The following is a 21,001-nucleotide window of genomic DNA, read 5'->3' as shown; positions in this document are numbered from 1 at the left end:
AGATGCGCGTACTGGCCGCGATGAGCGGGGGAGTGGACTCGGCGGTGGCCGCCGCGCGCGCCGTGGACGCCGGGCACGAGGTCGTCGGGGTGCACCTGGCGCTGTCGGCGAAGCCCGGCACGCTGCGCACCGGATCCCGTGGCTGCTGCACGATCGAGGACTCCGGTGACGCGCGGCGCGCCGCGGACATCCTCGGCATCCCCTTCTACATCTGGGACTTCGCCGAGCGGTTCACCGAAGAGGTCATCGAGACCTTCGTCGGCGAGTACGCCGCGGGCCGGACGCCGAACCCGTGCGTCACCTGCAACGAGAAGATCAAGTTCGAGGCGTTGCTGGACAAGGCGATGGCGCTCGGCTTCGACGCCGTCGCCACCGGACACTACGCCCGTCTGTCCCTTGTGGACGGTGTGCCGGAGCTGCGGCGCAGCGTCGACACGGGCAAGGACCAGTCCTACGTGCTGGCTTCGCTCACCCCGGAGCAGCTGCGGCATTCGCTGTTCCCGCTGGGTGATTCGTGGAAGACCGACGTCCGCGCCGAGGCCGCGAGCCGTGGCCTGTCGGTGGCGAAGAAGCCGGACAGTCACGACATCTGCTTCATCCCGGACGGGGACACGAAGAGCTTCCTGGAGAAGCGGCTCGGCCAGCGTCCGGGCCAGCTCGTCGACGCGGAGACCGGCGCCGTGCTCGGTGAGCACACCGGCGTGCACGGCTTCACCGTCGGCCAGCGCAAGGGCCTCGGCATCGAGGCGCCGGCGCCGGACGGGCGGCCGCGCTACGTGCTGTCGCTGGAGCCGGTCTCGGGCACCGTGAAGGTCGGTTCCGCGCGGGATCTCGGCGTGAACGTGATCGAGGCGGACCGCCCGATCTGGCCGAGCGAGCGGCCGCTGGACGGCCCCACCGAATGCGTCGTGCAGGTGCGCGCGCACGGCGGGATCGTCGAAGCCGTCGCGGAGGTCTCCGGCGACGAGGTGACCATCCAGCTCCGTGAGCCGCTGCGCGGCGTCGCGCCGGGGCAGGTCGTCGTGCTGTACCGCACCGACGCCGCCGGAGGCGACCTCGTGCTCGGCAGCGCGAAGATCTCGGGGACCCGCTGACCCCTCCCGCATTTCGTCCTCTGAATGCGGCTGGGGTCAGAACTTCAGCTTGAAGCCGGTGTGCGTGGCCTCGAAACCGAGGCGCTCGTAGAACCGGTGCGCGTCCTCGCGTTTCACGTCCGACGTCAGCTGCACGAGGGCGCAGCCCCGCCGCCGTGATTCGTCGATCGCCCACCGCATCAGCTCGTCGCCGAGGCCGGAGCCGCGATGGCTCGTCCGCACCCGGACGGCCTCGATCTGCCCGCGCAGCGCGCCTTTCCTCGCCAGGCCGGGAATGATCGACAGCTGGAGTGTGCCGACTGCCTCCCCGCCGTCGTCGGCGACGATCAGCAGGTGCGCCGGATCGGCGTCGATCTGCTCGAAGGCCACGAGGTACGGCGTGAGGTCGTCGGCGGAGTCACGGGTGCTGCCGATCTGGTCGTCGGCGAGCATCCCGACGATCGCCGCGACGTCTTCCCGGCGCGCTTCACGGATGATCATGAGGCGTAGTGTCGCACCCCGTCGGTCTCGGCCGCGGTGAGTTTCCCTTGGGCCACCAGCAGATCCAGATGCGAGCCGGTCTCGAGCACGGCGAGCATCTGGTTGAACGGGTCCATGTCGGGAAGCTTGCGCTGCTTGCGCGTCCAGCCCAGCCGCAGCGCGACCTCGTACGCGGTCGTGACGTCCGCGGTGATCTCGGCGCCCATGACCTCGAGCCGGTCCCGGTGGTGTTCCAGCAGTTCGTCGACGCGGGCGTGGACGCTGCCGGTGACCGGCCCGTGCGCGGGGAGCATGCGCCGGTCCGGCATCTCGCGGACCAGGCGCAGGGAGTCGAGATAGTCGTGCAGGGGCAGTTCGGCCGGCACCGGCTGGAAGCCGATGGACGGCGTGATGTGAGGCAGCACATGGTCGCCGGAGAACACCAGCCCGGCCGCGTCGTCGACGAACACGACGTGCCCGTCCGTGTGGCCGGGCGTGTGCACGATGTCGAACTCCCGGCCGGGCACGACCGGGCGTTTGCCGGGAACGAGCCATTCGTCGGGCTGTTCCCACAGATGCGCTTCGGTGTGCCGGACACCGCCGAAGGCCTTGGCGAGTTCCTCGACGACCGGCCCCGCGCCGCACCGTTCGAGCAGGCTGACCTGCGCCTCCATCGGGAACCGGTCCGGGTCGCCGGAGCGGACCAGTGACGGCTCCTCCCGCTTCCCGAGCCCGAGCCTGCCGCCGAATTCGCGGCGCAGTTCCACGGCGAGGGTGTAGTGATCGCGATGCACGTGGGTGATCAGGAATTCGTCGATGTCGCCGAGATCGGCGCCGAGCGCCTTCAGCCCGCGCGAAAGCCGTTCGCGCGCCGACTCCAGCGCCCAGCCGGAATCCACGAGGACCAGGCGGGTTCCGTCGGTGACGACGTAGACATTGACCGCGCGCAACGCGTCGTGCGGCAGGGGCAGCGGGATGCGGTGGACCCCGGGCGAAACCGTGTAGACACCTGGCTCGGCCCAGTCCCGTTCGCCGTTCTCGGGCAACGGCTCCATGGTGACCTCCGTCCCGGACGCACTCCAGCGTGCCGCCCCAGTCCCTCCACTTTGTGCCGCCGGAAGCCGAGTGTCCACTTGAGTGGGGTGAGACCCCGATCACTTGTCGAGAGTGGTTGGGGTCGTCAGGCCCAACCGTGTCTCGGGTACCTACTGTCGACGTGCGGGTGGCGGTCACGCGTGACTGGATGGACGACACGCGTGACTGGATGGACGACACGCGTGACTGGATGGACGACACGCGGCGGAAATCCTCGGCCGCTCGTGTCGTCCGTCCAGTCACGCGTGCCGTCCGTCGGATCACGCGTGTCGTCCATCCAGTCACGGAAAATCGCCGATACTGGGCCTCGTCAGCCCTTGTCGTCCTGCTTCAGCGCGGTGTCGATGGTCAGCGCCGAGGCCACCACCATCGACGCCAGCGGATCCCGCAGCGGCCGGTGGATCTCGACGACGTAGTTGTCGGCGGTGGTGAACGCGGCCTTCACGAAACCGCCCCAGGTCTTGGTGATCCGCGCGATCTCGACGTCCGCGTGGTCCTTGATCGCGAAGTTCCACGCCCGCCAGTTCTCCGCGAAGATCCCGCCGACCTTCTGCCCGTCGACCACGAAACCCAGCCGGGTCTTGCCGAAGACGTTCTCCTGCACGATCTCGCCGATCGGGGAGTCATCGGCCTTCGTCACCAGGAACCGGGATTTGAACACTTTCGCCGGCCTCGTCACCTTCAGCACGGTGCTGTGGTTCGCGTCGCGGATCTCGAAGCGGTGGGTCAGGAACTGGTCGTAGTTCGTGAGCAGCCGGATGGCCTTCTTCAACGTGCTCTGCCCGACCTGGACGACGCCGCCGAGGCGGTTGCCGTGCTGGTCGAACACCCCGAACTCGTTGGCCATCTCGATGAGTTTCGCGCGCTGGTTGACCACCAGCACGGGTTCGGAGAACAGCGTCCCGCCGCCGGCGACACCACTGCCGCGGCCTTGGGTGCCCCTCGCCGCCTGCGCGCGGATCTTGTCCGGGTCGTGCGCGCCTTCGATGTCCAGCTCGATCATCTCGGCGTCGTGCGACGGCCGCGTGTTCGCGGTCCAGGCCTGCCCGTCCCACCACCGGTACAGCCGGGGGTTCTGCCGGTCGGGATACCAGCCGGCGGGCTGTGGGGAGCTCGTCATGGCAGGTCAGCGTAATGCGCCGGGCGCCGGATCGGGCTCGTCGACGGCAATTGCGTCGAATGTCCGTGTCCTCCCCTGCCCCGCCGCCCCGCCGGGTCGGACCAAGGGGAGAATCCGGGTGTGAACGAACGACCTTGGCCCCTTGGCGCGGCCACCGCGATCGGTTCCCTGCCCGGTACCGATCCGGTCGAGGCCGCTTCGATCGTGTTCGGCGAACTGCCCGAATTCCCCTGTATGCCCGAACTTCCCGCCCGCGGCGTCGGGGCCGACATGATCGGCCGGACGGCGGCGCTGCTGGTCGACCTCGCGGTCGAGGTCGTGCCGAGCGGTTATCGGGTCGCCGCCCGTCCCGGGCACGACCACCGCCGGGCCGTCGACCTGATGAACTGGGACCTCGACGCCGTTCAGGAGGCGCGGGAAAAGGCAGGCGCCGCGCCGCCCGCCTTCAAGATCCAGGTCGCCGGGCCGTGGACGCTCGCCGCGAACATCGAGCTTCCGCGCGGGCACCGGATCCTCACCGACAAGGGCGCGCTGCGCGATTTCGCCGCGTCGCTGCTCGACGGGCTGGCCGAGCACGTCGCGGAACTGAAGTCGCGGATCGGCGCGCCGGTGGTGATCCAGTTCGACGAACCGTCGCTGCCCGAGGTCCTCGCCGGTGATCTCCCGACGGCGTCCGGCTACGGCACGGTTCCCGCCGTGCCCGCGGCGGAGGCGCGCGAACTGCTGTCGACGGTGATCTCCGGGGCGGAGCGTGTCACCGGTCAGCCGGTCGCGGTGCACTGCTGCGCCGAAAAGCCGCCGATCTCGTTGCTGCGCGCGGCGGGGGCGCAGGCGGTCGCCTTCGATTTCACCTTGCTGAGGGGCGCTTCGCCCGCGCAGCTCGACGAGATCGGCGAGACGCTGGACTCCGGGACGACGCTGATGCTCGGACTCGTCCCCACGACCGATCCCGGTGTCCCGGTGGAGCTGCGCGACGTGGTCACGCCCGTGTTCAACCTCGTCGACCGGCTGGGTTTCCGCCGCGAGATCCTCGCCGAACGGGTCGTGCCGACCCCGGCGTGCGGTCTGGCGGGCGCCACCCCCGACTGGATGCGCCGCGCGCTCACACTCAGCCGGGAGGCGGGCAAGGCTTTCACCGAACCGCCTGAAGGCTGGTGAGCGGCGCGGTAGCGTGCCCGTCATGCGTTTGTTCCGCCGTTCCCGCAAAACCGAGGACGTCCCCGACCCCCGCACGGCTTGGCCGGAGCAGCCGGTCCCCGAGGACGCGGCCGCCGCGGCGGCGAAGTTCTGGGAGGCATGGTTCGCGCTCCTGCCGGAGGTCAGCGCCGCCCTCGGCGATCGTGAACCGCATCGGGTGGAACACGACCTCTGCACCATCGTCGAGGCACTGCACCCCCGGCTGCACTTCTCCCTCGATCGTGGGCACCGGGCGATCTACTCGCTGGTGCTGACCGGCCAGGAGGATCCGGAACTGCGCCCGTACACCGACGCGTGGAAGGCCGCGGCGCCGGAGGAGGACGCCATCTGGGAGTACCACGATTCCGTGCCGCCGGTCCCCGATCCGAGTGAGGTCACCGTCAACCTCGGCGAGACGCGGATCGCGCTCGCCGACGTGCGGGTGACCGCGAAGGTGGACGAATCAGCCGGACGGGTGGACGTGACCGTGTTCCATCCGCTGATCGACGAGCTCGCGCCGGAGACCCGGACGACCATGACGTTCCTGCCGCTGGACGCCACGCTGGGTGAGCGGGTCGCGGCCGAACGGCTGGGCAAGGTCGAACTGGCGACCGCGGCCCAGGACGGGCAGCTGACCCTGCTGGAACTGCGCGAGGTGGTCGGCAGGCTGTCCGGAAATGTCGGTACCCCCGACTAGAGTCACCCCCGTGAGCAGCGAACTTCCTGAAAACCCCGAGCCCGTGCAGGATGTCACGGACGTCCCCGCCGACGTCCGTGAAAGGCATGCCGAACTGGCGGAGGAGATCCGCGGTCACCAGTTCCGGTACTACGTGCTGGATTCACCGATCGTGTCCGACGGCCAGTTCGACGAGCTGCTCAACGAACTCCAGGCCATCGAGGACGAGCATCCCGGTCTGGTGACGCCGGAGTCGCCGACGCAGAACGTCGGCGGCACGTTCTCCACCGAGTTCGTCGCGCACGACCACCTCGAGCGCATGCTCAGCCTGGACAACGTCTTCGACGCCGGTGAGTTCGAGGCCTGGGTCGAGCGGGTCCAGAAGGAGATCGGCGCGACGAAGTACCTCGCCGAGCTGAAGATCGACGGGCTCGCGATCAACCTGCTGTACGAGAACGGCCGCCTGACCCGCGCGCTGACCAGGGGCGACGGCCGCACCGGCGAGGACGTCACGCTCAACGTCCGCACGCTGGAGCAGGTGCCCGAGCGGCTGAGGAGGACGGACGAGTTCCCGGTGCCCGCGCTGGTCGAGGTCCGCGGTGAGGTGTTCTTCCGCGTCGAGGACTTCCTGGCGCTGAACGCGAAGATGGTCGAGGCGGGCAAGGATCCGTACGCGAACCCGCGCAACACCGCCGCCGGATCGTTGCGCCAGAAGGATCCCAAGATCACGAAGTCCCGCAACCTGCGGCTGATCTGCCACGGTCTCGGCAAACGTGAGGGCTTCGAACCGAAGCGCCAGTCCGAGGCGTACGACGCGCTCGCCGCGTGGGGCCTGCCGGTCTCGCCGCACAGCAAGGTGCTCGGTTCGGGCAAGGAACTGCTGGAGCACATCGAATACTGGGGCGAACACCGGCACGACGCCGAGCACGAGATCGACGGCGTCGTCATCAAGGTCGACGAGGTCGCGCTGCAGCGCCGTCTCGGCACGACCTCGCGGGCTCCGCGCTGGGCGATCGCCTACAAGTACCCGCCGGAAGAGGCGATCACCACCCTGCTGGACATCCAGGTCAACGTCGGCCGCACCGGGCGGGTCACCCCGTTCGCGGTGATGGAGCCGGTGAAGGTGGCCGGGTCCACGGTGGCGATGGCGACGCTGCACAACCAGGAAGAGGTCAAACGCAAGGGCGTGCTGATCGGGGACAAGGTCGTCATCCGCAAGGCGGGCGACGTCATCCCCGAGGTGCTCGGCCCGGTCGCCGACGCGCGCACCGGCGAGGAGCGCGAGTTCGTGATGCCGTTGCGCTGCCCCAACTGCGACACCGAACTGGCGTACCAGAAGGAGGGCGACATCGACATCCGTTGCCCGAATTCGCGGTCCTGCCCGGCGCAGTTGCGGGAGCGGCTGTTCCATCTGGGCGGCCGCGGCGCGTTCGACATCGAGGTGCTCGGCTACGAGGCCGCGGTCGCGCTGCTCGACGCCGGTGTGGTGCACGACGAGGGCGACATCTTCGATCTGGACGAGGAAAAGCTGCTCCAGGTGGAGCTGTTCCGCACCAAGGCGGGGGAGCTGTCGGCCAACGGGCGCAAGCTGCTGGACAACCTGGAGACGGTGAAGGACCGTCCACTGTGGAAGGTCATCGTCGGCCTGTCGATCCGGCACGTCGGCCCGACGGCGGCGCAGGCGCTCGCGCGGGAATTCGGTTCTCTGGAACGGATCGAGAACGCCTCGGAGCAGGAGCTCTCCAGTGTCGACGGCGTCGGCCCGACCATCGCGCGCGCGGCGAAGGAGTGGTTCGAGGTCGACTGGCACCGCGAGATCGTCGAGAAGTGGCGCGCGGCGGGCGTGCGGATGGAGGAGGAGCGCGACGAGTCCATCCCGCGCAACCTCGAAGGCCTGTCGATCGTCGTCACCGGTTCGCTGAACGACTACTCCCGAGACGAGGCCAAGGAATACATCATGGCCCGCGGTGGGAAGGCGGCCGGTTCGGTGTCGAAGAAGACGGCGTTCGTCGTCGTCGGTGACGCTCCGGGCACGAAGTACGACAAGGCCGTCCAGCTGAAGGTGCCGGTGCTCGACGAGAACGGCTTCCGCGTGCTGCTGGAGAGCGGCCCCGAGGCCGCGGCCGAACTGGCTCTGCCGACCGAGGAGGAAAGCGGTGAGTGATCTGGAGATCCGGCCCGCCCGCCCCGCGGAGCTGACGGCGATCGGGGAGCTCACGCTGGCCGCGTACTCCGCGGAGCGGACCCTCGTTGACGGCGTGGGCTACGCCACCGAACTGCTCGACGCGGCCCGGCGGGCGGAGCTGGCCGAACTGCTGGTCGCGGTGGACGCGGACGGCACGCTCGTCGGCACGGTCACCATCGCCCGTCCGGGGACGCCCTTCGCCGAGCTGTCCCGCGAGGGCGAACTGGAGTTCCGCATGCTCGGCGTGCTGCCCTCGGCGACCGGACGCGGCATCGGCGAGGCCCTGACCAGGGCGGTCATCGCGCGGGCGCGGGAACTCGGCGCGGCGCGGGTGGTGCTGTGCAGCCTGGAGACGATGACGCGGGCGCACCGGCTCTACGAGCGGCTCGGTTTCGTGCGGCTGCCCGAGCGGGACTGGGAGCCGCATCCCGGGGTGACCCTGATCGCGTACCGCCTGGAGCTCACCTAACCCCCGCATTTAGTCCTCTGAATGCGGTACTTGCGCGTGCAACTACCGCATTCAGAGGACGAAACGCGGAGTTCAGCTGTCCAGCACGACGGCGACGATGCCCGCGAAGTGCGTCAGCCGCGCCACCTCGGCGGCCCGGAAGTTCGGCCCGCCCGGCCGGGCGACCAGCAGCGCCTTCCCGGGCTTCCCCAGCGGCGTCGCCGCGAGTTCGGTCCCCAGTTCCTTCCACGTCTCCGGCACCCAGGCCTCCTCGGCGTCGAGGATGGTGGCGCGTTCCAGCGGCAGCCACGGCAGGTCGGTGATCGGCGTCTCGGGCGCGGCGTTGGACGACGCGAGCCGGATCGCGCCGGACTCGGCGTGCTCGACGACCACGGCCCAGCCCGCCCGGATGATCCGCGGCACCCCTTCGGCGAGGATCTCCAGCCCCGCGGCGGGCTTCGCGGCGATCTCCTCGACCAGTTCGAGCTCGCGATGGGTGTCCAGGACCCCGGCGTACGGGCGGACCGCGTCGACCTCGACCCCGTCGACGCTTTCGGCGGCGGTGATGAGCGCGTCCGGCAGCCTGCCGGACGGGATTTCGACGACGAGGTCGTCGACGGCGACACCGCCGCCGCGTTCGACCACGTCCACGCTCAGGATGTCGGCGCCGACGGTGCCGAGCGCGGTGGCGACCGCGCCGAGGGTCCCCGGGGTGTCCGGTAATTGGACCCGGATCAGGAACGACACACGCGCCCCTCTCGCCTCAGGCGTCCCAGCCTCGCCGTGGAACGCGCTACGCCGGGCGCCGATTGTGACAGACCGGACGAGGTAATGGGACCCGACGTCCGGGGCGCGGGATAACGAACCAGGCACTCCTTACCCGACATGGGAGCGCAGGCCGCGGCATAACCCAGTCGAGTCCGCCGACGCCGCCACCATAGACTTGCAGCTTCCGACAGAACCCGCACAGCACACCCCGGGAGTCACCCGCGTGCCCAACATTTCCCGCGACGAGGTCGCACACCTCGCCAAGCTGGCCAGGCTTGCCGTCACCGAAGAGGAGCTGGACGTCTTCGCGGGCCAGCTCGACCAGATCCTGGACTCGGTGGCCAAGGTGAGCGAGGTCGCAGGCGAGGATGTCCCGCCCACGTCGCACGCCGTGCCGCTGACCAACGTGTTCCGTGAGGACACGGTCCGACCGGGGCTGACCCAGCAGCAGGCGCTGGCCGGTGCGCCTGCCAGCGAAGAGGGTCGTTTCCGGGTGCCGCGGATTCTGGGAGAAGAACAGTGACCGAACTCATCAAGCTGACCGCCGCCGAGCTGGCGGAGAAGATCCAGTCCCGAGAGGTCTCGGCCGTCGAGGTCACCCAGGCCCACCTGGACCGGATCGCCGAGGTCGACGACCACATCCACGCCTTCCTGCACGTCGACACCGAGGGCGCGCTCGAAGCCGCCCGCGCGGTGGACGCCGACGTCGCCGAGGGCAAGGCGCCGAAGTCGGCGCTCGCCGGTGTCCCGCTGGCGCTCAAGGACGTGCTGACCACCAAGGGCATCCCGACCACGGTCGGTTCGAAGACCCTGGAGAACTGGCTCCCGCCGTACGACGCCACCGTGACGCGCAAGCTGCGCGAGGCCGGTGTCGTGGTGCTCGGCAAGACCAACATGGACGAGTTCGCGATGGGCTCCTCCACGGAGAACTCCGCGTTCGGCCCGACGCACAACCCGTGGGACCACGCCCGTATCCCCGGCGGGTCCGGCGGTGGCTCCTCGGCCTCCATCGCGGCGTTCGAGGCCGCGATCGCGATCGGCACCGACACCGGTGGCTCGATCCGCCAGCCCGGCGCGGTCACCGGCACCGTCGGCGTGAAGCCGACGTACGGCGGTGTCTCCCGCTACGGTCTCGTCGCCTTCTCGTCGTCGCTCGACCAGGCCGGTCCCTGCGCGCGGACGGTGCTCGACGCCGCTCTGCTGCACGAGGTCATCGCCGGGTACGACCCGATGGACTCGACCTCGATCGACGCGCCGGTCCCGCCGGTGGTCGCCGCGGCCCGCCAGGGCCTGACCGGTGACCTCAAGGGCGTCCGCGTCGGCGTAGTCAAGGAATTCGCCGGCGACGGCTACCAGCCGGGCGTGTTGCGGTCCTTCGAGGCCGCAGTCGAGCAGCTGCGCGCGCTCGGTGCCGAGGTCGTCGAGGTCTCGTGCCCGAACTTCACCTACGCGCTGCCCGCGTACTACCTGATCGCGCCGAGCGAGTGCTCGTCGAACCTCGCCCGGTTCGACGCCATGCGCTACGGCCTGCGCGTGTCCGACGACGGCGAGCACAGCGCCGAAGAGGTCATGTCGCTGACCCGTGAGAAGGGCTTCGGCCCCGAGGTCAAGCGCCGCATCATGCTCGGCACGTACGCGCTGTCCTCGGGCTACTACGACGCCTACTACGGCTCGGCGCAGAAGGTCCGCACGCTCATCACGCGGGACTTCGAAGCCGCCTACGAAAAGGTGGACGTGCTGGTCTCGCCGACCACGCCGACCACGGCGTTCAAGATCGGCGAACGCGTCGACGACCCGATGGCGATGTACCTGGCGGACCTCTGCACCATTCCGTCGAACCTCGCCGGCAACGCCGCGATGAGTGTCCCGAGTGGACTGTCGCACGAGGACGGCCTGCCGGTCGGCCTCCAGATCATGGCCCCCGCGATGGCCGACGACCGGCTGTACCGCGTCGGCGCCGCCTACGAGGTCGCACGCGACGCCGCCAACGGTGGCTCGCTGGTGCACGAGGTTCCGGAGCTGGGAGGAAAGAAGTGACCGCCGTGGTGGAACTCATGGACTACGCCGACGTCATCGAGCGGTTCGACCCGGTGCTGGGCCTCGAGGTGCACGTCGAGCTGAACACGAACACCAAGATGTTCTGCGGCTGCGCCAACGAGTTCGGCGGCGAGCCGAACACCAAGGTGTGCCCGACCTGTCTCGGCCTGCCCGGTTCGCTGCCGGTCGTGAACGGCAAGGCGGTCGAGGGCGCGATCCGCATCGGCCTGGCGCTCAACTGCGAGATCGCCGAATGGTGCCGGTTCGCCCGGAAGAACTACTTCTACCCGGACATGCCGAAGAACTTCCAGACCTCGCAGTACGACGAGCCGATCGCCTTCAACGGCTACCTCGACGTGACGCTGGACGACGGCGAGGTCGTGCGCGTGGAGATCGAGCGCGCGCACATGGAGGAGGACACCGGCAAGTCGCTCCATGTGGGCGGCCGGACGGGTCGTATTCATGGCGCCGAGCACTCGCTGCTCGACTACAACCGCGCCGGCGTGCCGCTGATCGAGATCGTCACCAAGACGATCGAGCACACCGGCGGCCGTGCCCCCGAGGTCGCCCGCGCGTACGTGAGCGCCCTGCGGGATCTGCTGCGCGCGCTGGACGTCTCCGACGTCCGCATGGACCAGGGTTCCCTGCGCTGCGACGCGAACGTCTCGCTGATGGCCAAGGACGCGACCGAGTTCGGCACGCGCACCGAGACCAAGAACGTCAACTCGCTGCGCAGCGTCGAGCGCGCCGTGCGCTACGAGATGACGCGCCAGGCGGCGATCCTCGCCGAGGGCGGGTCGATCAAGCAGGAGACGCGGCACTTCCAGGAGGCCGACGGCACCACGTCGCCGGGCCGCACCAAGGAGACCGCCGAGGACTACCGGTACTTCCCGGAGCCCGACCTGGTCCCGATCGCGCCGTCGCGCGAATGGGTCGAGGAGCTGCGCAAGACGCTGCCGGAGATGCCGTCGGAACGCCGCAAGCGCATCCAGCGCGAGTGGAACCTGACCGACGAGGCACTGCGCGACCTGCTCAACGTCGGCGCGGTCGACCTGGTCGCCGCCACCGTCGAGGCGGGCGCGACCCCGGACGAGGCCCGCAGCTGGTGGGTCAACACGCTGGCGCAGGAAGCCAACTCCCGCGAGATCGAACTGGCGGAGCTGGCGATCACCCCGGCGCAGCTGGCCGAGGTCATCGCGCTGGTGAACGCCGGTGAGCTGACCAACAAGCTGGCCAAGGAGGTCGTGCAGGGCGTGCTCGCCGGCGAGGGTTCGCCGTCCGAGGTCGTCGAGAAGCGTGGCCTGAAGGTCGTCTCCGACGACTCCGCGCTCATCGCGGCGGTCGACGAGGCGCTGGCCGCGCAGCCCGATGTCGCCGAGAAGATCCGCGGTGGCAAGGTGGCCGCGGCCGGGGCGATCGTCGGCGCGGTCATGAAGGCCACCAAGGGCCAGGCCGACGCCAAGCGCGTGCGCGAACTGATCGTCGAGCGAGTCGGTGCCTGATCTCGCTTTGAAGAAGGTCACCTGGCGTGAGTGGCTCGGCCTCGCGGCCGGGCTGCTCGCGCTGGTGGCCTTGTTCCTTCCGTGGACGACGCTGACCGCCTCACGCCCGGAAATCGAGGACGCGCTGACGACGTTGCCCGCCGACGACGTCACGCGCGACGCGTGGCGCTCGGGCTTCCTCGCCTGGGCGCCGCTCTTCCTCCTGTTCTTGCCCGGCGTGGCCGTCGTGCTGTTCGGCCGAGCCGACGCCGTCCGACGCGCGGGCCTGCCGCATCTGTGGCTGATGGCGGCCATCGGCGCGCTGCTGCTGATGCTGCTCGGCTGGACCACCCTCGACTGGCAGTTCGACGCCGATCAGCGCGGGATCTTCTCCGCCGCCGGCATCGAGATCGGGACCGGGCTCGGCCGCTACCTCGGCCTGCTCGCCGCTGTCGTCTCCGCGGTCGTCGCGTTCTTCGACGTCCGCCTCCTTCGTGCCGAGACCCGTACTCGCCGCCCCTGATCGATCTCTTCGGTCGTGCGGAGAGCCTCATACGGCGTTGACAGGTGACCATTTGGTCACCTAATTTTTCCCGTATGACTCACACACGCAGGACGCTGATCACCGTGCTCGTCGCGCTCCTCTTCGGGGCACTGTTCACCGCCACACCGGCGGCCGCCGAAGAGCGCTCGCGCGTCCATGAAGGGACGATCGACGGAGCGGACTACCTGGTCAAAGTGCCGAAACGCTGGAACGGCACGCTGGTGCTCTACAGCCACGGGCTCTACGTGGAGGAATGGGGAAAGCCGGAGCAGATCATGCTGGCCACCAGACCCGAGACCGAGTCTTGGCTGCTCGATCAGGGCTACGCGCTGGCCGCGTCGAACTACAAGGGCGTTTACGGGCACGCGATCGAGGAGGCCCTGACCGATCAGATCGCCTTGCTCGACTGGTTCGAGGCCAAGGTGGGGAAACCGCGGCGGACCATCACCAGCGGGATGTCCATGGGCGCCGTGATCTCCCTGAAGCTGGCCGAGAACAACCCGGGCCGGTTCGACGGCGTCCTGACGCAGTGCGGCGAGTACGACGCGAACGGCACGTGGAACAGCGCTCTGGACATGCTTTTCGCGCTCAAGACCCTGCTGGCACCGGACGCGGACATCGACCTCGTCCGGCCTCGCGACCCGCAGGGCGCGCAGGCGGCGCTCGAAGCCGTCGTGGCCGAAGCCCAAAAGACCGAGGCCGGACGGGCCCGGATCGCGCTGGCCGGGGCACTGGGCACCGTCCCGGGCTGGGCGCTCGCGCATGAACCGGAGCCGACGGACCCCGCCGACCGTCTCGCGCAGCAGGCGTTGTGGGTCACCGGGGCCTACGTGTACGGCTACGGACCGTCCGCACGTCCCGAAATCGAGCACCGGGCAGGCGGGAACCCGTCCTCGAACGCCGGGATCGACTATCGGCGTCAGCTCGCCCGTTCCAGCGGGCTCGACCTGGTCCGGCACGCCTACCGCGCCGGAGGCGTGGATCTGGAAGCCGATCTCGACCGGCTCGCCGCGGCCCCGCGGATCTCGGCGGATCCGAAGGCGCAGGCCTACATGCACCGCTACATGGTGGCGCGCGGCACCACGCCGTCACCCGTGCTGACCGCGCACACCACCGGAGACGGCGGCGCCATCGCGGGGCAGGCCCGATGGTACGGCGACCAGGTACGGCGCAACGGCGATCCCGGTCTGCTGCGGCAGACCTACGTCAGCCGGGGCGGTCACTGCTCGTTCAACGCGGCCGAGGAGATCGTCCTGCTGCGCACCCTGCTGTCCCGAGTGGACTCCGGCCACTGGCCGTCCACCGATCCGCGCCGGCTCACCGCCGCCGCGACCGCGCTCGGCCCCGCGTATCGGCTCGTGCGGGAGCTGTTCGACCCGCAGGGCAAGGAGAAGGAGATGGCGCCGTTGTTCACCCGGTTCACGCCGCCTGCCCATCCGAGGCCGTCCAGGTGAGGCCGCTCAGTCCTTGCCGCCCCCGCCGGAGCTGGCCGACGGCGTGATGATGACGACGCGGTCGTCGCTCGAAACCGGGGTGCCGCCGTCCTTGTTGACCGTCCCGGCGAGCGCGATCTGCGGGTTGACCATGCTCATCGCGGACAACTTGCCGAAGGTCTTCGGCGGCTTGCCGACCTTGCCGTCCATGAAGACGTTGGGCTTGCCGGTCACCGCTCCGTCCGGGGTGACCGGCAGGTTCTGCAGGTTGCCCGCGATCGACGTGGTGATCGAGAGATAGCCGGTGGCGCCGACGAAATCGGCGCAGCCCGCCACCCCGGGCTTGTCGGTCCAGCTCCAGGCCGGGGTGGTCAGCGGCTGGCCGCCACGAAGCCGGTACAGGACGTCCTTGTCGGCCAGCCTGTCGGTCAGCCACACGCGGGAACCGGTCTGGTCGCGGCAGATCCCGCCGGGGGAGTGCACGCCGGTCGAGAAGACCGCCGAACCCGGTGTGGGGTTCCCCGCGGCTGGTTTGCCGGACGTGTCGATGCGCAGCACTTTCCCGGCGAGTGACGCGGGATCCGCGGCGAGTCCGGGATTGCCCGCGTCGCCGGTGGCGACCAGGAGCGCGCCCTTGGCGTCGGTGCTGATCGCGCCGCGGTTGCCGGTGGCGCCCTTCGGGATGCCGGTCAGCACCGGTTTCGGCGCCTGGCCCTTCGCCAGCCGGACGACCCGGTTGTCGTTCGGGGTGGTGATGTAGGCGAAGACGAGCTGGTCTTCGGCGAAGCCCGGGGAGAGGGCGAGCGAGGTGAGGCCGCCGTCGCCGGAGCCGTCCACGGGGACGGTCGCCCAGCCGGCCGGGTCCTTCTCCGCGGCGGCGAGCAGGATCCGGCCGCTCTTGCGTTCGCCCGCGAGCGCGCTGGGCGCGGTACCGTCACCGGGGATCGCGGCGACGGCGGCGACGGTGTCCAGGCAGGTCGCGATGACGGCCTTGTCGAAGTCCTTGCACCCCTGTGGCGGCGGGACCGGCGTCGGCGTCTGGTTCCGCCCGCCGCCGCGCCCGGGACCGGAGTCGCCCGCTTCACCGCCGGGCCCGACGTGCGGCGGGACCTCGGGGGACGGCGGGTTGACCGGGGTGAACTTCTGCCCGGCGGCGGTGTTGTCGAATTCGGCACACCCGGAGAGCATCAGCGCGCCGCAGGCCAGCATGGCCAGCGGCGCGGTCCATTTCCGCCGGTACCGGGTACGCACGGGGCAAGCCTAGGTGGGCGTACGTGAGCCACGGGTAAGAGGTACTGGCGGAGCTGAGATGTCCTCGAAAAAGTGGCATAAGCGTGAAACCCGCCATGGCCGAAGGCCCCGCTATCGCGGACGTGGGTTCACCGGCAGAGACACGGAGGTACTGGATACCGTGGTGATCATGACTGTGACCGTTCTCGTGCCCGACGAAGAGGGAGTGGCCGCGCTTTCGGAGATCGACGGCGTGCGTCCCGTGAGGTACCGCCACGGCGAGCCGGTGCCTCCCGAAGCCGCCGAGGCCGAGGTCCTCGTGACCGGTGACCGGCCCAGCGACGAGCTCTGGCGCGCACTGCCGAACGTCAAACTCGTGCAGCTGCTGGTGGCGGGTGCCGAGGACTGGGTCGGCAAGGTGCCGGACGGTGTCCTGCTCTCGACCTGCCGCGGCGCGCACGGCGGAAGCTCGGCCGAGTGGGTCGTCGCGGTACTGCTGGCGATCTACCGCGGTCTCGACGGCTTCGCCGAAGGCCTGCGGCGGAAGCACTGGGAACGCCGGACCACCGACACCCTGCAGGGCAAGCGGGTCCTCATCATCGGCGCGGGCGACCTCGGCAGGCATCTGCGCCGTCGGCTGGAGACGTTCGACGTGCGCTGCACGATGGTGGGCGCGAACGCTCGCGAAGGTGTCCACGGCGCCGACGAACTCCCCGTCCTGCTGCCCCACCACGACGTCACGGTGCTCATGGTGCCGCTCACCCCGCACACGCGGGGCATGGTCGACGCGGAGTTCCTGGCGGCGATGCCGGACGACGCGATCCTCGTGAACGTCTCGCGGGGCGCGGTCGTGGTCACCGACGCGCTCGTCGCGGAACTCGCGTCGGGACGGCTGCGCGCCGCGCTCGACGTGACCGACCCGGAGCCGCTGCCCGCCGGGCACCTGCTGTGGGACTGTCCGGGACTGCTGCTGACACCGCACGTCGCGGGCTCCGTGAGCGGGAGGCGGCAGCGCGCCTACGCGGTGGTGGTCCGGGAATTGAGCCACTATCTGGGCGGAGAGTTGCCAAAGAACCTGGTCCACGGCGAATACTGAGCAGCGTGGCGAATCTTCATGTCGGCTGTGCGATGTGGACGCACAAGGCGTGGGCCGGGCGGTTCGTCCCGCGGTCGCTGACCGCCGGGGAGCGACTGCGGGCGTACGCCGGCTGGTGCAACGCGGTCGAGGGCAACACCACCTTCTACGCGACGCCCGCCAGGGACACCGTCGCGGCGTGGGCGCGGCAGACCGGCCCCGGCTTCCGGTTCGTGGTCAAGCTGCCCAAGGTCGTCACGCACGAGCGACGGCTCGCCGGTGTCGAGACCGAGATGCGGGCGTTCCTGGACGCGATCGAACCCCTCGGCGACCGGGCGGTCCTGTGGACTCAGCTGCCCGGCTCGTTCGGCCCGCCGGACGCCGACGCCCTCGGCCGCTTCCTCCGCCGTCTCCCCGCCGGGCTCCGGCGCGCCGTGGAGGTGCGTCACCCGGCGTTCTACACCGATCCCGGTGCGACGTCGCTGCTGGAGAGGACCCTCGCCGACGCGGACGCCGAGTGGGTGCCGTTCGACACCACGGTCTTCTTCGGGAGCCCGCCGGTCAGCGAGGCCGAGCAGGACGCCTGGGCCAAGAAACCCCGGCTGCCGCGGCGGACGCGGGCGCTGACCGACCGGCCGATCGTCCGTTATCTGGGCCGGGATTCGGCCGAGGAGACCGCGCGGGGATGGGAGCCGTGGACCGAGGTGGTCGCCGGGTGGCTGCGTGACGGCCGGTCGCCGACGGTCTTCGTGCACACGCCCGACAACGACGACGCCCCGGCGCTCGCCCGCCGGTTCCACGACGACGTGCGCGCCCTGGTGCCCGGCCTCGACCCGCTGCCCGAGCCCGAACCGGTCGAGCCGGCGACCCTGTTCTGAGCCGCTCGGCCACCGGTCCGGCGGTTCGGTCGCCTGACGGGCTGGTTTCGCCTACCCTTCGCGCGTGAGCGATGACTACCAGACCAGCATGATCTCGGACGTGGCCGAGCCCGACAACGGCCCGGCCCCGGTGGAGACCAGGGGCGGGATCGACCTCGGTCTGCTCGTCCTGCGAGTGGTGCTCGGCGTGACCATGGGCGCGCACGGGCTCCAGCATCTCTTCGGCGCTTTCGGCGGGCCCGGGGTCGGCGGGTTCGCCAAGGTGCTCGGCGGCTTCGGTTACACCAGCCAGACCACGCTGCTTTCGTGGATCACCGGGATCAGCGAGGTGGTCGGCGGCGCGCTCGTGCTGGTGGGCCTGTTCACCCCGATCGGTGCCGCGGCGCTCCTCGGGGTCTGTGCGAACATCGTCTACGTCAAGTTCGGCGGCGGATTCTTCCAGCAGCAGGGGCAGGGCTTCGAGTTCGAACTCCTGCTGGGCGCGGCCTCGCTGACCGTGCTGCTCGCGGGCTCCGGGCGGATCGCGCTGGACGTCAACACCCCGTGGCGGAAGCGGCCGCTCTCGTTCGGGCTGATCGGGCTGCTGCTGGCGGCGGCCGCTTCGGTCGTGGTGCTCGTCCTCTGCCGCTGACCGCCCGCGTTCAGAGGACTGAATGCGCTCGTTCCGCCCTCGTGGAGTGAGCGAAGGGCGCATTTAGTCCTCTGAATGCGTGCTACTTGCTCGGGTCCCGGACGGCGCCGGTGTCGGCCGAAGTCGCCATCCGCGCGTAGGCCCGCAGCGCGGCGGTGATCTTCCGGTCCCGCGAGACCGGCTGCCACGGCCGCTCGCTCGCCTCCATCTTCGCGCGCCGCTCGGCGAGGACGTCCTCGTCGACGAGCAGTTCGAGACGGCGCTCGTGGACGTCGAGCAGGATCCGGTCGCCGTTCTGGACCAAGCCGATCGTCCCGCCCGCGGCGGCCTCGGGCGAGATGTGCCCGACCGAGATACCCGACGAGCCGCCGGAGAACCGGCCGTCGGTGATCAGTGCGCACTTCTTGCCCAGTCCCGATCCCTTGAGGAACGCCGTCGGGTGCAGCATCTCCTGCATGCCGGGGCCGCCCGCCGGGCCTTCGTAGCGGATCACCAGCACCTCACCGGGCTGGATCTCCTTCTTGAGGATGGCCGAAACCGCCTCCTCCTGGCTTTCCAGCACCCGCGCCGGGCCCTCGAAGTGCCAGAGTTCCTCGTCGATGCCCGCGGACTTGATGACGGCGCCGTTCTCGGCGAGGTTGCCGCGCAGGATCGCGAGCCCGCCGTCCTGGGTGTACGCGTGTTCGACGTCGTGGATGCAGCCGTTCGCGGCGTCGGTGTCCAAAGAGGACCACCGATTCTCGGTGGAGAACGCCTCCGTGGTGCGGACCCCGCCCGGCGCCGCGTGGAACAGCTCGATCGCCCGCTCCGACGGTTCCTTCGCGCGGATGTCCCAAGTGGACAGCCACGACTCGAGATCCGGCGAGTGCACGGAGTGGACGTCGGTGTTCAGCAGCCCGCCGCGGTGCAGTTCGCCCAGGATGGCGGGGATGCCGCCGGCGCGGTGGACGTCCTCCATGTGGTAGTCCGAGTTCGGCGCGACCTTCGACAGGCACGGCACGCGGCGGCCGATGGCGTCGATGTCGTCGATGGTGAAGTCGACCTCGCCCTCCTGCGCGGCGGCGAGGATGTGCAGCACCGTGTTGGTCGAGCCGCCCATCGCCATGTCGAGGGCCATCGCGTTCTCGAACGCCTTCTTCGACGCGATCGAGCGCGGGAGCGCGGATTCGTCATCCTGCTCATACCAGCGCTTGCACAGTTCGACGACCGTGCGCCCGGCGTCCTCGAAAAGCGCCTTGCGGGCGGCGTGCGTGGCGAGGGTGGAACCGTTGCCCGGCAGGGAGAGCCCGAGCGCCTCGGTGAGACAGTTCATCGAGTTCGCGGTGAACATACCCGAGCACGAACCACAGGTCGGGCAGGCGGAGCGCTCCACAATGGACAGCCCGTCCTCGTCGACCTCGCTGCTGGCCGACGCGGCGATCGCGGTGATCAGGTCGGTCGGCGCCTGCGCGACGCCGCCGACGACCACGGCCTTCCCGGCCTCCATCGGACCGCCGGAGACGAACACCACCGGGATGTTCAGCCGCATGGCGGCGTTCAGCATGCCCGGGGTGATCTTGTCGCAGTTGGAGATGCAGACGAGCGCGTCGGCCTGGTGCGCGTTCACCATGTACTCGACGGAGTCGGCGATGATCTCGCGCGAGGGCAGCGAGTAGAGCATTCCGCTGTGCCCCATGGCGATCCCGTCGTCGACGGCGATCGTGTGGAACTCGCGGGCGACCCCGCCCGCCTCCTTGACCGCGCCTGCCACGATCTCGCCGAGGTCCTTGAGGTGCACGTGCCCCGGCACGAACTGGGTGTAGGAGTTCGCGATGGCGACGATCGGCTTGCCGAAGTCGCTGTCGGTCATTCCGGTGGCGCGCCAGAGCGAGCGGGCGCCCGCCGCGTTGCGGCCGTGGGTGGTGGTCCGGGAACGGAGTTGAGGCACGGCTGACTCCAAGGTTCGGGATGGGGACCAGGGCGAACGAACGCCAAACTGGTCCTACCAATCCTACTCCCCGGAATCGTCGCTCTTTTCCGGAGCCTTGGCCACGTCGTCGGTCAGCCCCGAGGGATCGGCCATGCGGCCCGCGCTGACCAGCGAAATCACCGGCAGGTGACGGGTGCGTACGGCGGGAAGGGGGATCTTGGTCTCGTCCTTCAGCACCGCCTGCACCTTCGCCTTGTCGGTGATGGCGAGGCCCTTGAGTGAGGTCCACGGCAGGTCCCGCCGCCCGAACATCGTGCGGACCTCCAGCCCCTTGGCCGTCGCCGTCGTGCGGGTCCGGATGACGAACACCGCCAGCGCGATCGGGAAGAGGTAGAGCCACTGGAGATACGGCACGTCGCCGAACGCGACAGGCGTCACACAAACGACGAGGAAAGCGATCGCCAGCAATGCCGTGTTCGGGATTTTGAAGACGGCCTTGCGGTCCTCGTTCGCCTGTTCCCGCTGCTTTTCTTCTGCCACGTCAAAGATGGTGCACCGCCGCCTCGAAGGCCCCGAACGCGGGTCGCGCGACGCACCGGAGGTGTCCAGCATGCGGAATCGCCGTCCCGCAGAGTTGACACTCTTGACGGCGACCGGCTAGCTTCACTCTCGTGACAACGCAGACCGGCCTCGTACTTCCCAAGCGCGTCGACGCTTAGGGAAGTCTCCGCTGCGTCGACGCGCGACCCTCGTGCGACCACT

Annotated in this window: 20 protein-coding genes; 13 read left to right on the top strand and 7 right to left on the bottom strand. The window is 69.8% G+C overall.

Going from position 1 to position 21,001, the window contains the following annotated elements; translation table 11 throughout:
• The first annotated feature begins 2 nt into the window (after window positions 1–2).
• Window positions 3–1,094, top strand: coding sequence for a tRNA 2-thiouridine(34) synthase MnmA (gene mnmA, locus LCL61_RS33870; RefSeq protein WP_340683514.1), 1,092 nt, complete (start codon window positions 3–5; stop codon window positions 1,092–1,094).
• A gap of 36 nt (window positions 1,095–1,130) precedes the next feature.
• On the opposite strand, the gene LCL61_RS33865 is transcribed toward mnmA, so the two are convergent.
• The 3 genes from LCL61_RS33865 to LCL61_RS33855 all read right to left on the bottom strand — a co-directional run bounded on the left by LCL61_RS33865 (window position 1,131) and on the right by LCL61_RS33855 (window position 3,768).
• Window positions 1,131–1,574 (bottom strand): GNAT family N-acetyltransferase, encoded by a 444-nt coding sequence (locus tag LCL61_RS33865; protein WP_340683513.1) that lies wholly within the window; start codon window positions 1,572–1,574, stop codon window positions 1,131–1,133.
• Complete coding sequence (locus LCL61_RS33860; protein WP_340683512.1) at window positions 1,571–2,608, bottom strand: MBL fold metallo-hydrolase; 1,038 nt, start codon at window positions 2,606–2,608, stop codon at window positions 1,571–1,573. Before LCL61_RS33860 ends, LCL61_RS33865 begins: the two co-directional genes overlap by 4 nt.
• Window positions 2,609–2,958: 350 nt before the next feature.
• Window positions 2,959–3,768 (bottom strand): phospholipid scramblase-related protein, encoded by an 810-nt coding sequence (locus tag LCL61_RS33855; RefSeq protein ID WP_340683511.1) that lies wholly within the window; start codon window positions 3,766–3,768, stop codon window positions 2,959–2,961.
• Between the two features lie 120 nt (window positions 3,769–3,888).
• On the opposite strand from LCL61_RS33855, the gene LCL61_RS33850 reads away from it, so the two are divergent.
• Genes LCL61_RS33850 through LCL61_RS33835 form a run of 4 tightly spaced genes read left to right on the top strand, consistent with a single transcriptional unit; the run spans window position 3,889 to window position 8,274 of the window.
• Complete coding sequence (locus LCL61_RS33850) at window positions 3,889–4,926, top strand: methionine synthase (protein WP_340683510.1); 1,038 nt, start codon at window positions 3,889–3,891, stop codon at window positions 4,924–4,926.
• Window positions 4,927–4,948: 22 nt separating this feature from the next.
• Window positions 4,949–5,641: a hypothetical protein gene (locus LCL61_RS33845; protein WP_340683509.1), complete on the top strand. Its 693-nt coding sequence runs from the start codon at window positions 4,949–4,951 to the stop codon at window positions 5,639–5,641.
• Window positions 5,642–5,651: 10 nt separating this feature from the next.
• Window positions 5,652–7,784, top strand: a complete 2,133-nt coding sequence (gene ligA / locus LCL61_RS33840; protein ID WP_340683508.1) for an NAD-dependent DNA ligase LigA — start codon at window positions 5,652–5,654, stop codon at window positions 7,782–7,784.
• Window positions 7,777–8,274 (top strand): GNAT family N-acetyltransferase, encoded by a 498-nt coding sequence (locus LCL61_RS33835; protein ID WP_340683507.1) that lies wholly within the window; start codon window positions 7,777–7,779, stop codon window positions 8,272–8,274. The genes ligA and LCL61_RS33835 overlap by 8 nt, the downstream gene beginning before the upstream one ends.
• Window positions 8,275–8,346: 72 nt before the next feature.
• Here LCL61_RS33835 and LCL61_RS33830 read toward each other — a convergent pair whose 3' ends face one another.
• Window positions 8,347–9,000, bottom strand: a complete 654-nt coding sequence (locus LCL61_RS33830) for an ACT domain-containing protein (RefSeq protein WP_340683506.1) — start codon at window positions 8,998–9,000, stop codon at window positions 8,347–8,349.
• Window positions 9,001–9,244: 244 nt separating this feature from the next.
• Here LCL61_RS33830 and gatC point away from each other — a divergent pair, with 244 nt between their 5' ends.
• The 5 genes from gatC (at window position 9,245) to LCL61_RS33805 (ending at window position 14,537) form a co-directional block, all read left to right on the top strand.
• The gene (gene gatC / locus LCL61_RS33825) at window positions 9,245–9,544 is read left to right on the top strand and encodes an Asp-tRNA(Asn)/Glu-tRNA(Gln) amidotransferase subunit GatC (RefSeq protein WP_005162012.1); all 300 of its coding nucleotides are present in this window, start codon (window positions 9,245–9,247) and stop codon (window positions 9,542–9,544) included.
• Window positions 9,541–11,058: an Asp-tRNA(Asn)/Glu-tRNA(Gln) amidotransferase subunit GatA gene (gene gatA / locus LCL61_RS33820; protein WP_340683505.1), complete on the top strand. Its 1,518-nt coding sequence runs from the start codon at window positions 9,541–9,543 to the stop codon at window positions 11,056–11,058. The genes gatC and gatA overlap by 4 nt, the downstream gene beginning before the upstream one ends.
• Window positions 11,055–12,560, top strand: a complete 1,506-nt coding sequence (gene gatB, locus LCL61_RS33815; protein ID WP_340683504.1) for an Asp-tRNA(Asn)/Glu-tRNA(Gln) amidotransferase subunit GatB — start codon at window positions 11,055–11,057, stop codon at window positions 12,558–12,560. The genes gatA and gatB overlap by 4 nt, the downstream gene beginning before the upstream one ends.
• Window positions 12,553–13,062 carry a hypothetical protein gene (locus tag LCL61_RS33810; protein ID WP_340683503.1) on the top strand — a complete coding sequence of 170 codons (510 nt, stop codon included), beginning with the start codon at window positions 12,553–12,555 and terminating at the stop codon, window positions 13,060–13,062. Before gatB ends, LCL61_RS33810 begins: the two co-directional genes overlap by 8 nt.
• A 74-nt stretch (window positions 13,063–13,136) precedes the next feature.
• Window positions 13,137–14,537: an alpha/beta hydrolase family protein gene (locus LCL61_RS33805; RefSeq protein ID WP_340683502.1), complete on the top strand. Its 1,401-nt coding sequence runs from the start codon at window positions 13,137–13,139 to the stop codon at window positions 14,535–14,537.
• Window positions 14,538–14,543: 6 nt separating this feature from the next.
• Here LCL61_RS33805 and LCL61_RS33800 read toward each other — a convergent pair whose 3' ends face one another.
• The gene (locus LCL61_RS33800; protein ID WP_340683501.1) at window positions 14,544–15,767 is read right to left on the bottom strand and encodes a PQQ-dependent sugar dehydrogenase; all 1,224 of its coding nucleotides are present in this window, start codon (window positions 15,765–15,767) and stop codon (window positions 14,544–14,546) included.
• Window positions 15,768–15,936: 169 nt separating this feature from the next.
• On the opposite strand from LCL61_RS33800, the gene LCL61_RS33795 reads away from it, so the two are divergent.
• From LCL61_RS33795 to LCL61_RS33785, 3 genes are all read left to right on the top strand, one after another.
• Window positions 15,937–16,842, top strand: a complete 906-nt coding sequence (locus tag LCL61_RS33795; RefSeq protein WP_340683500.1) for a 2-hydroxyacid dehydrogenase — start codon at window positions 15,937–15,939, stop codon at window positions 16,840–16,842.
• Between the two features lie 32 nt (window positions 16,843–16,874).
• Window positions 16,875–17,699 carry a DUF72 domain-containing protein gene (locus LCL61_RS33790; protein WP_340688742.1) on the top strand — a complete coding sequence of 275 codons (825 nt, stop codon included), beginning with the start codon at window positions 16,875–16,877 and terminating at the stop codon, window positions 17,697–17,699.
• An 88-nt stretch (window positions 17,700–17,787) separates the two neighbouring features.
• Entirely contained in the window at window positions 17,788–18,330 is a 543-nt protein-coding gene (locus LCL61_RS33785; RefSeq protein ID WP_340688741.1) for a DoxX family protein, read from the top strand.
• 82 nt (window positions 18,331–18,412) lie between these two features.
• On the opposite strand, the gene ilvD is transcribed toward LCL61_RS33785, so the two are convergent.
• Window positions 18,413–20,257 carry a dihydroxy-acid dehydratase gene (gene ilvD, locus LCL61_RS33780; protein WP_340683499.1) on the bottom strand — a complete coding sequence of 615 codons (1,845 nt, stop codon included), beginning with the start codon at window positions 20,255–20,257 and terminating at the stop codon, window positions 18,413–18,415.
• A gap of 63 nt (window positions 20,258–20,320) precedes the next feature.
• Window positions 20,321–20,779 carry a PH domain-containing protein gene (locus tag LCL61_RS33775; protein ID WP_340683498.1) on the bottom strand — a complete coding sequence of 153 codons (459 nt, stop codon included), beginning with the start codon at window positions 20,777–20,779 and terminating at the stop codon, window positions 20,321–20,323.
• Window positions 20,780–21,001: the final 222 nt, after the last annotated feature.

The organism is Amycolatopsis coloradensis, assembly GCF_037997115.1.
Lineage (GTDB): Bacteria > Actinomycetota > Actinomycetes > Mycobacteriales > Pseudonocardiaceae > Amycolatopsis > Amycolatopsis coloradensis_A.
The sequence above is the reverse complement of the archived record's forward strand: the minus strand, read 5'-3'. Positions and strand labels throughout refer to the sequence as shown.

What these genes read in the sequence shown, in the direction of transcription:
- mnmA (WP_340683514.1), top strand. Translation starts at nt 3, where the DNA reads ATGCGCGTACTGGCCGCGATGAGCGGGGGAGTGGACTCGGCGGTGGCC.
- LCL61_RS33865 (WP_340683513.1), bottom strand. Translation starts at nt 1,574, where the DNA reads ATGATCATCCGTGAAGCGCGCCGGGAAGACGTCGCGGCGATCGTCGGG.
- LCL61_RS33860 (WP_340683512.1), bottom strand. Translation starts at nt 2,608, where the DNA reads ATGGAGCCGTTGCCCGAGAACGGCGAACGGGACTGGGCCGAGCCAGGT.
- LCL61_RS33855 (WP_340683511.1), bottom strand. Translation starts at nt 3,768, where the DNA reads ATGACGAGCTCCCCACAGCCCGCCGGCTGGTATCCCGACCGGCAGAAC.
- LCL61_RS33845 (WP_340683509.1), top strand. Translation starts at nt 4,949, where the DNA reads ATGCGTTTGTTCCGCCGTTCCCGCAAAACCGAGGACGTCCCCGACCCC.
- LCL61_RS33805 (WP_340683502.1), top strand. Translation starts at nt 13,137, where the DNA reads ATGACTCACACACGCAGGACGCTGATCACCGTGCTCGTCGCGCTCCTC.
- LCL61_RS33795 (WP_340683500.1), top strand. Translation starts at nt 15,937, where the DNA reads ATGACTGTGACCGTTCTCGTGCCCGACGAAGAGGGAGTGGCCGCGCTT.
- LCL61_RS33790 (WP_340688742.1), top strand. Translation starts at nt 16,875, where the DNA reads ATGTGGACGCACAAGGCGTGGGCCGGGCGGTTCGTCCCGCGGTCGCTG.
- LCL61_RS33785 (WP_340688741.1), top strand. Translation starts at nt 17,788, where the DNA reads ATGATCTCGGACGTGGCCGAGCCCGACAACGGCCCGGCCCCGGTGGAG.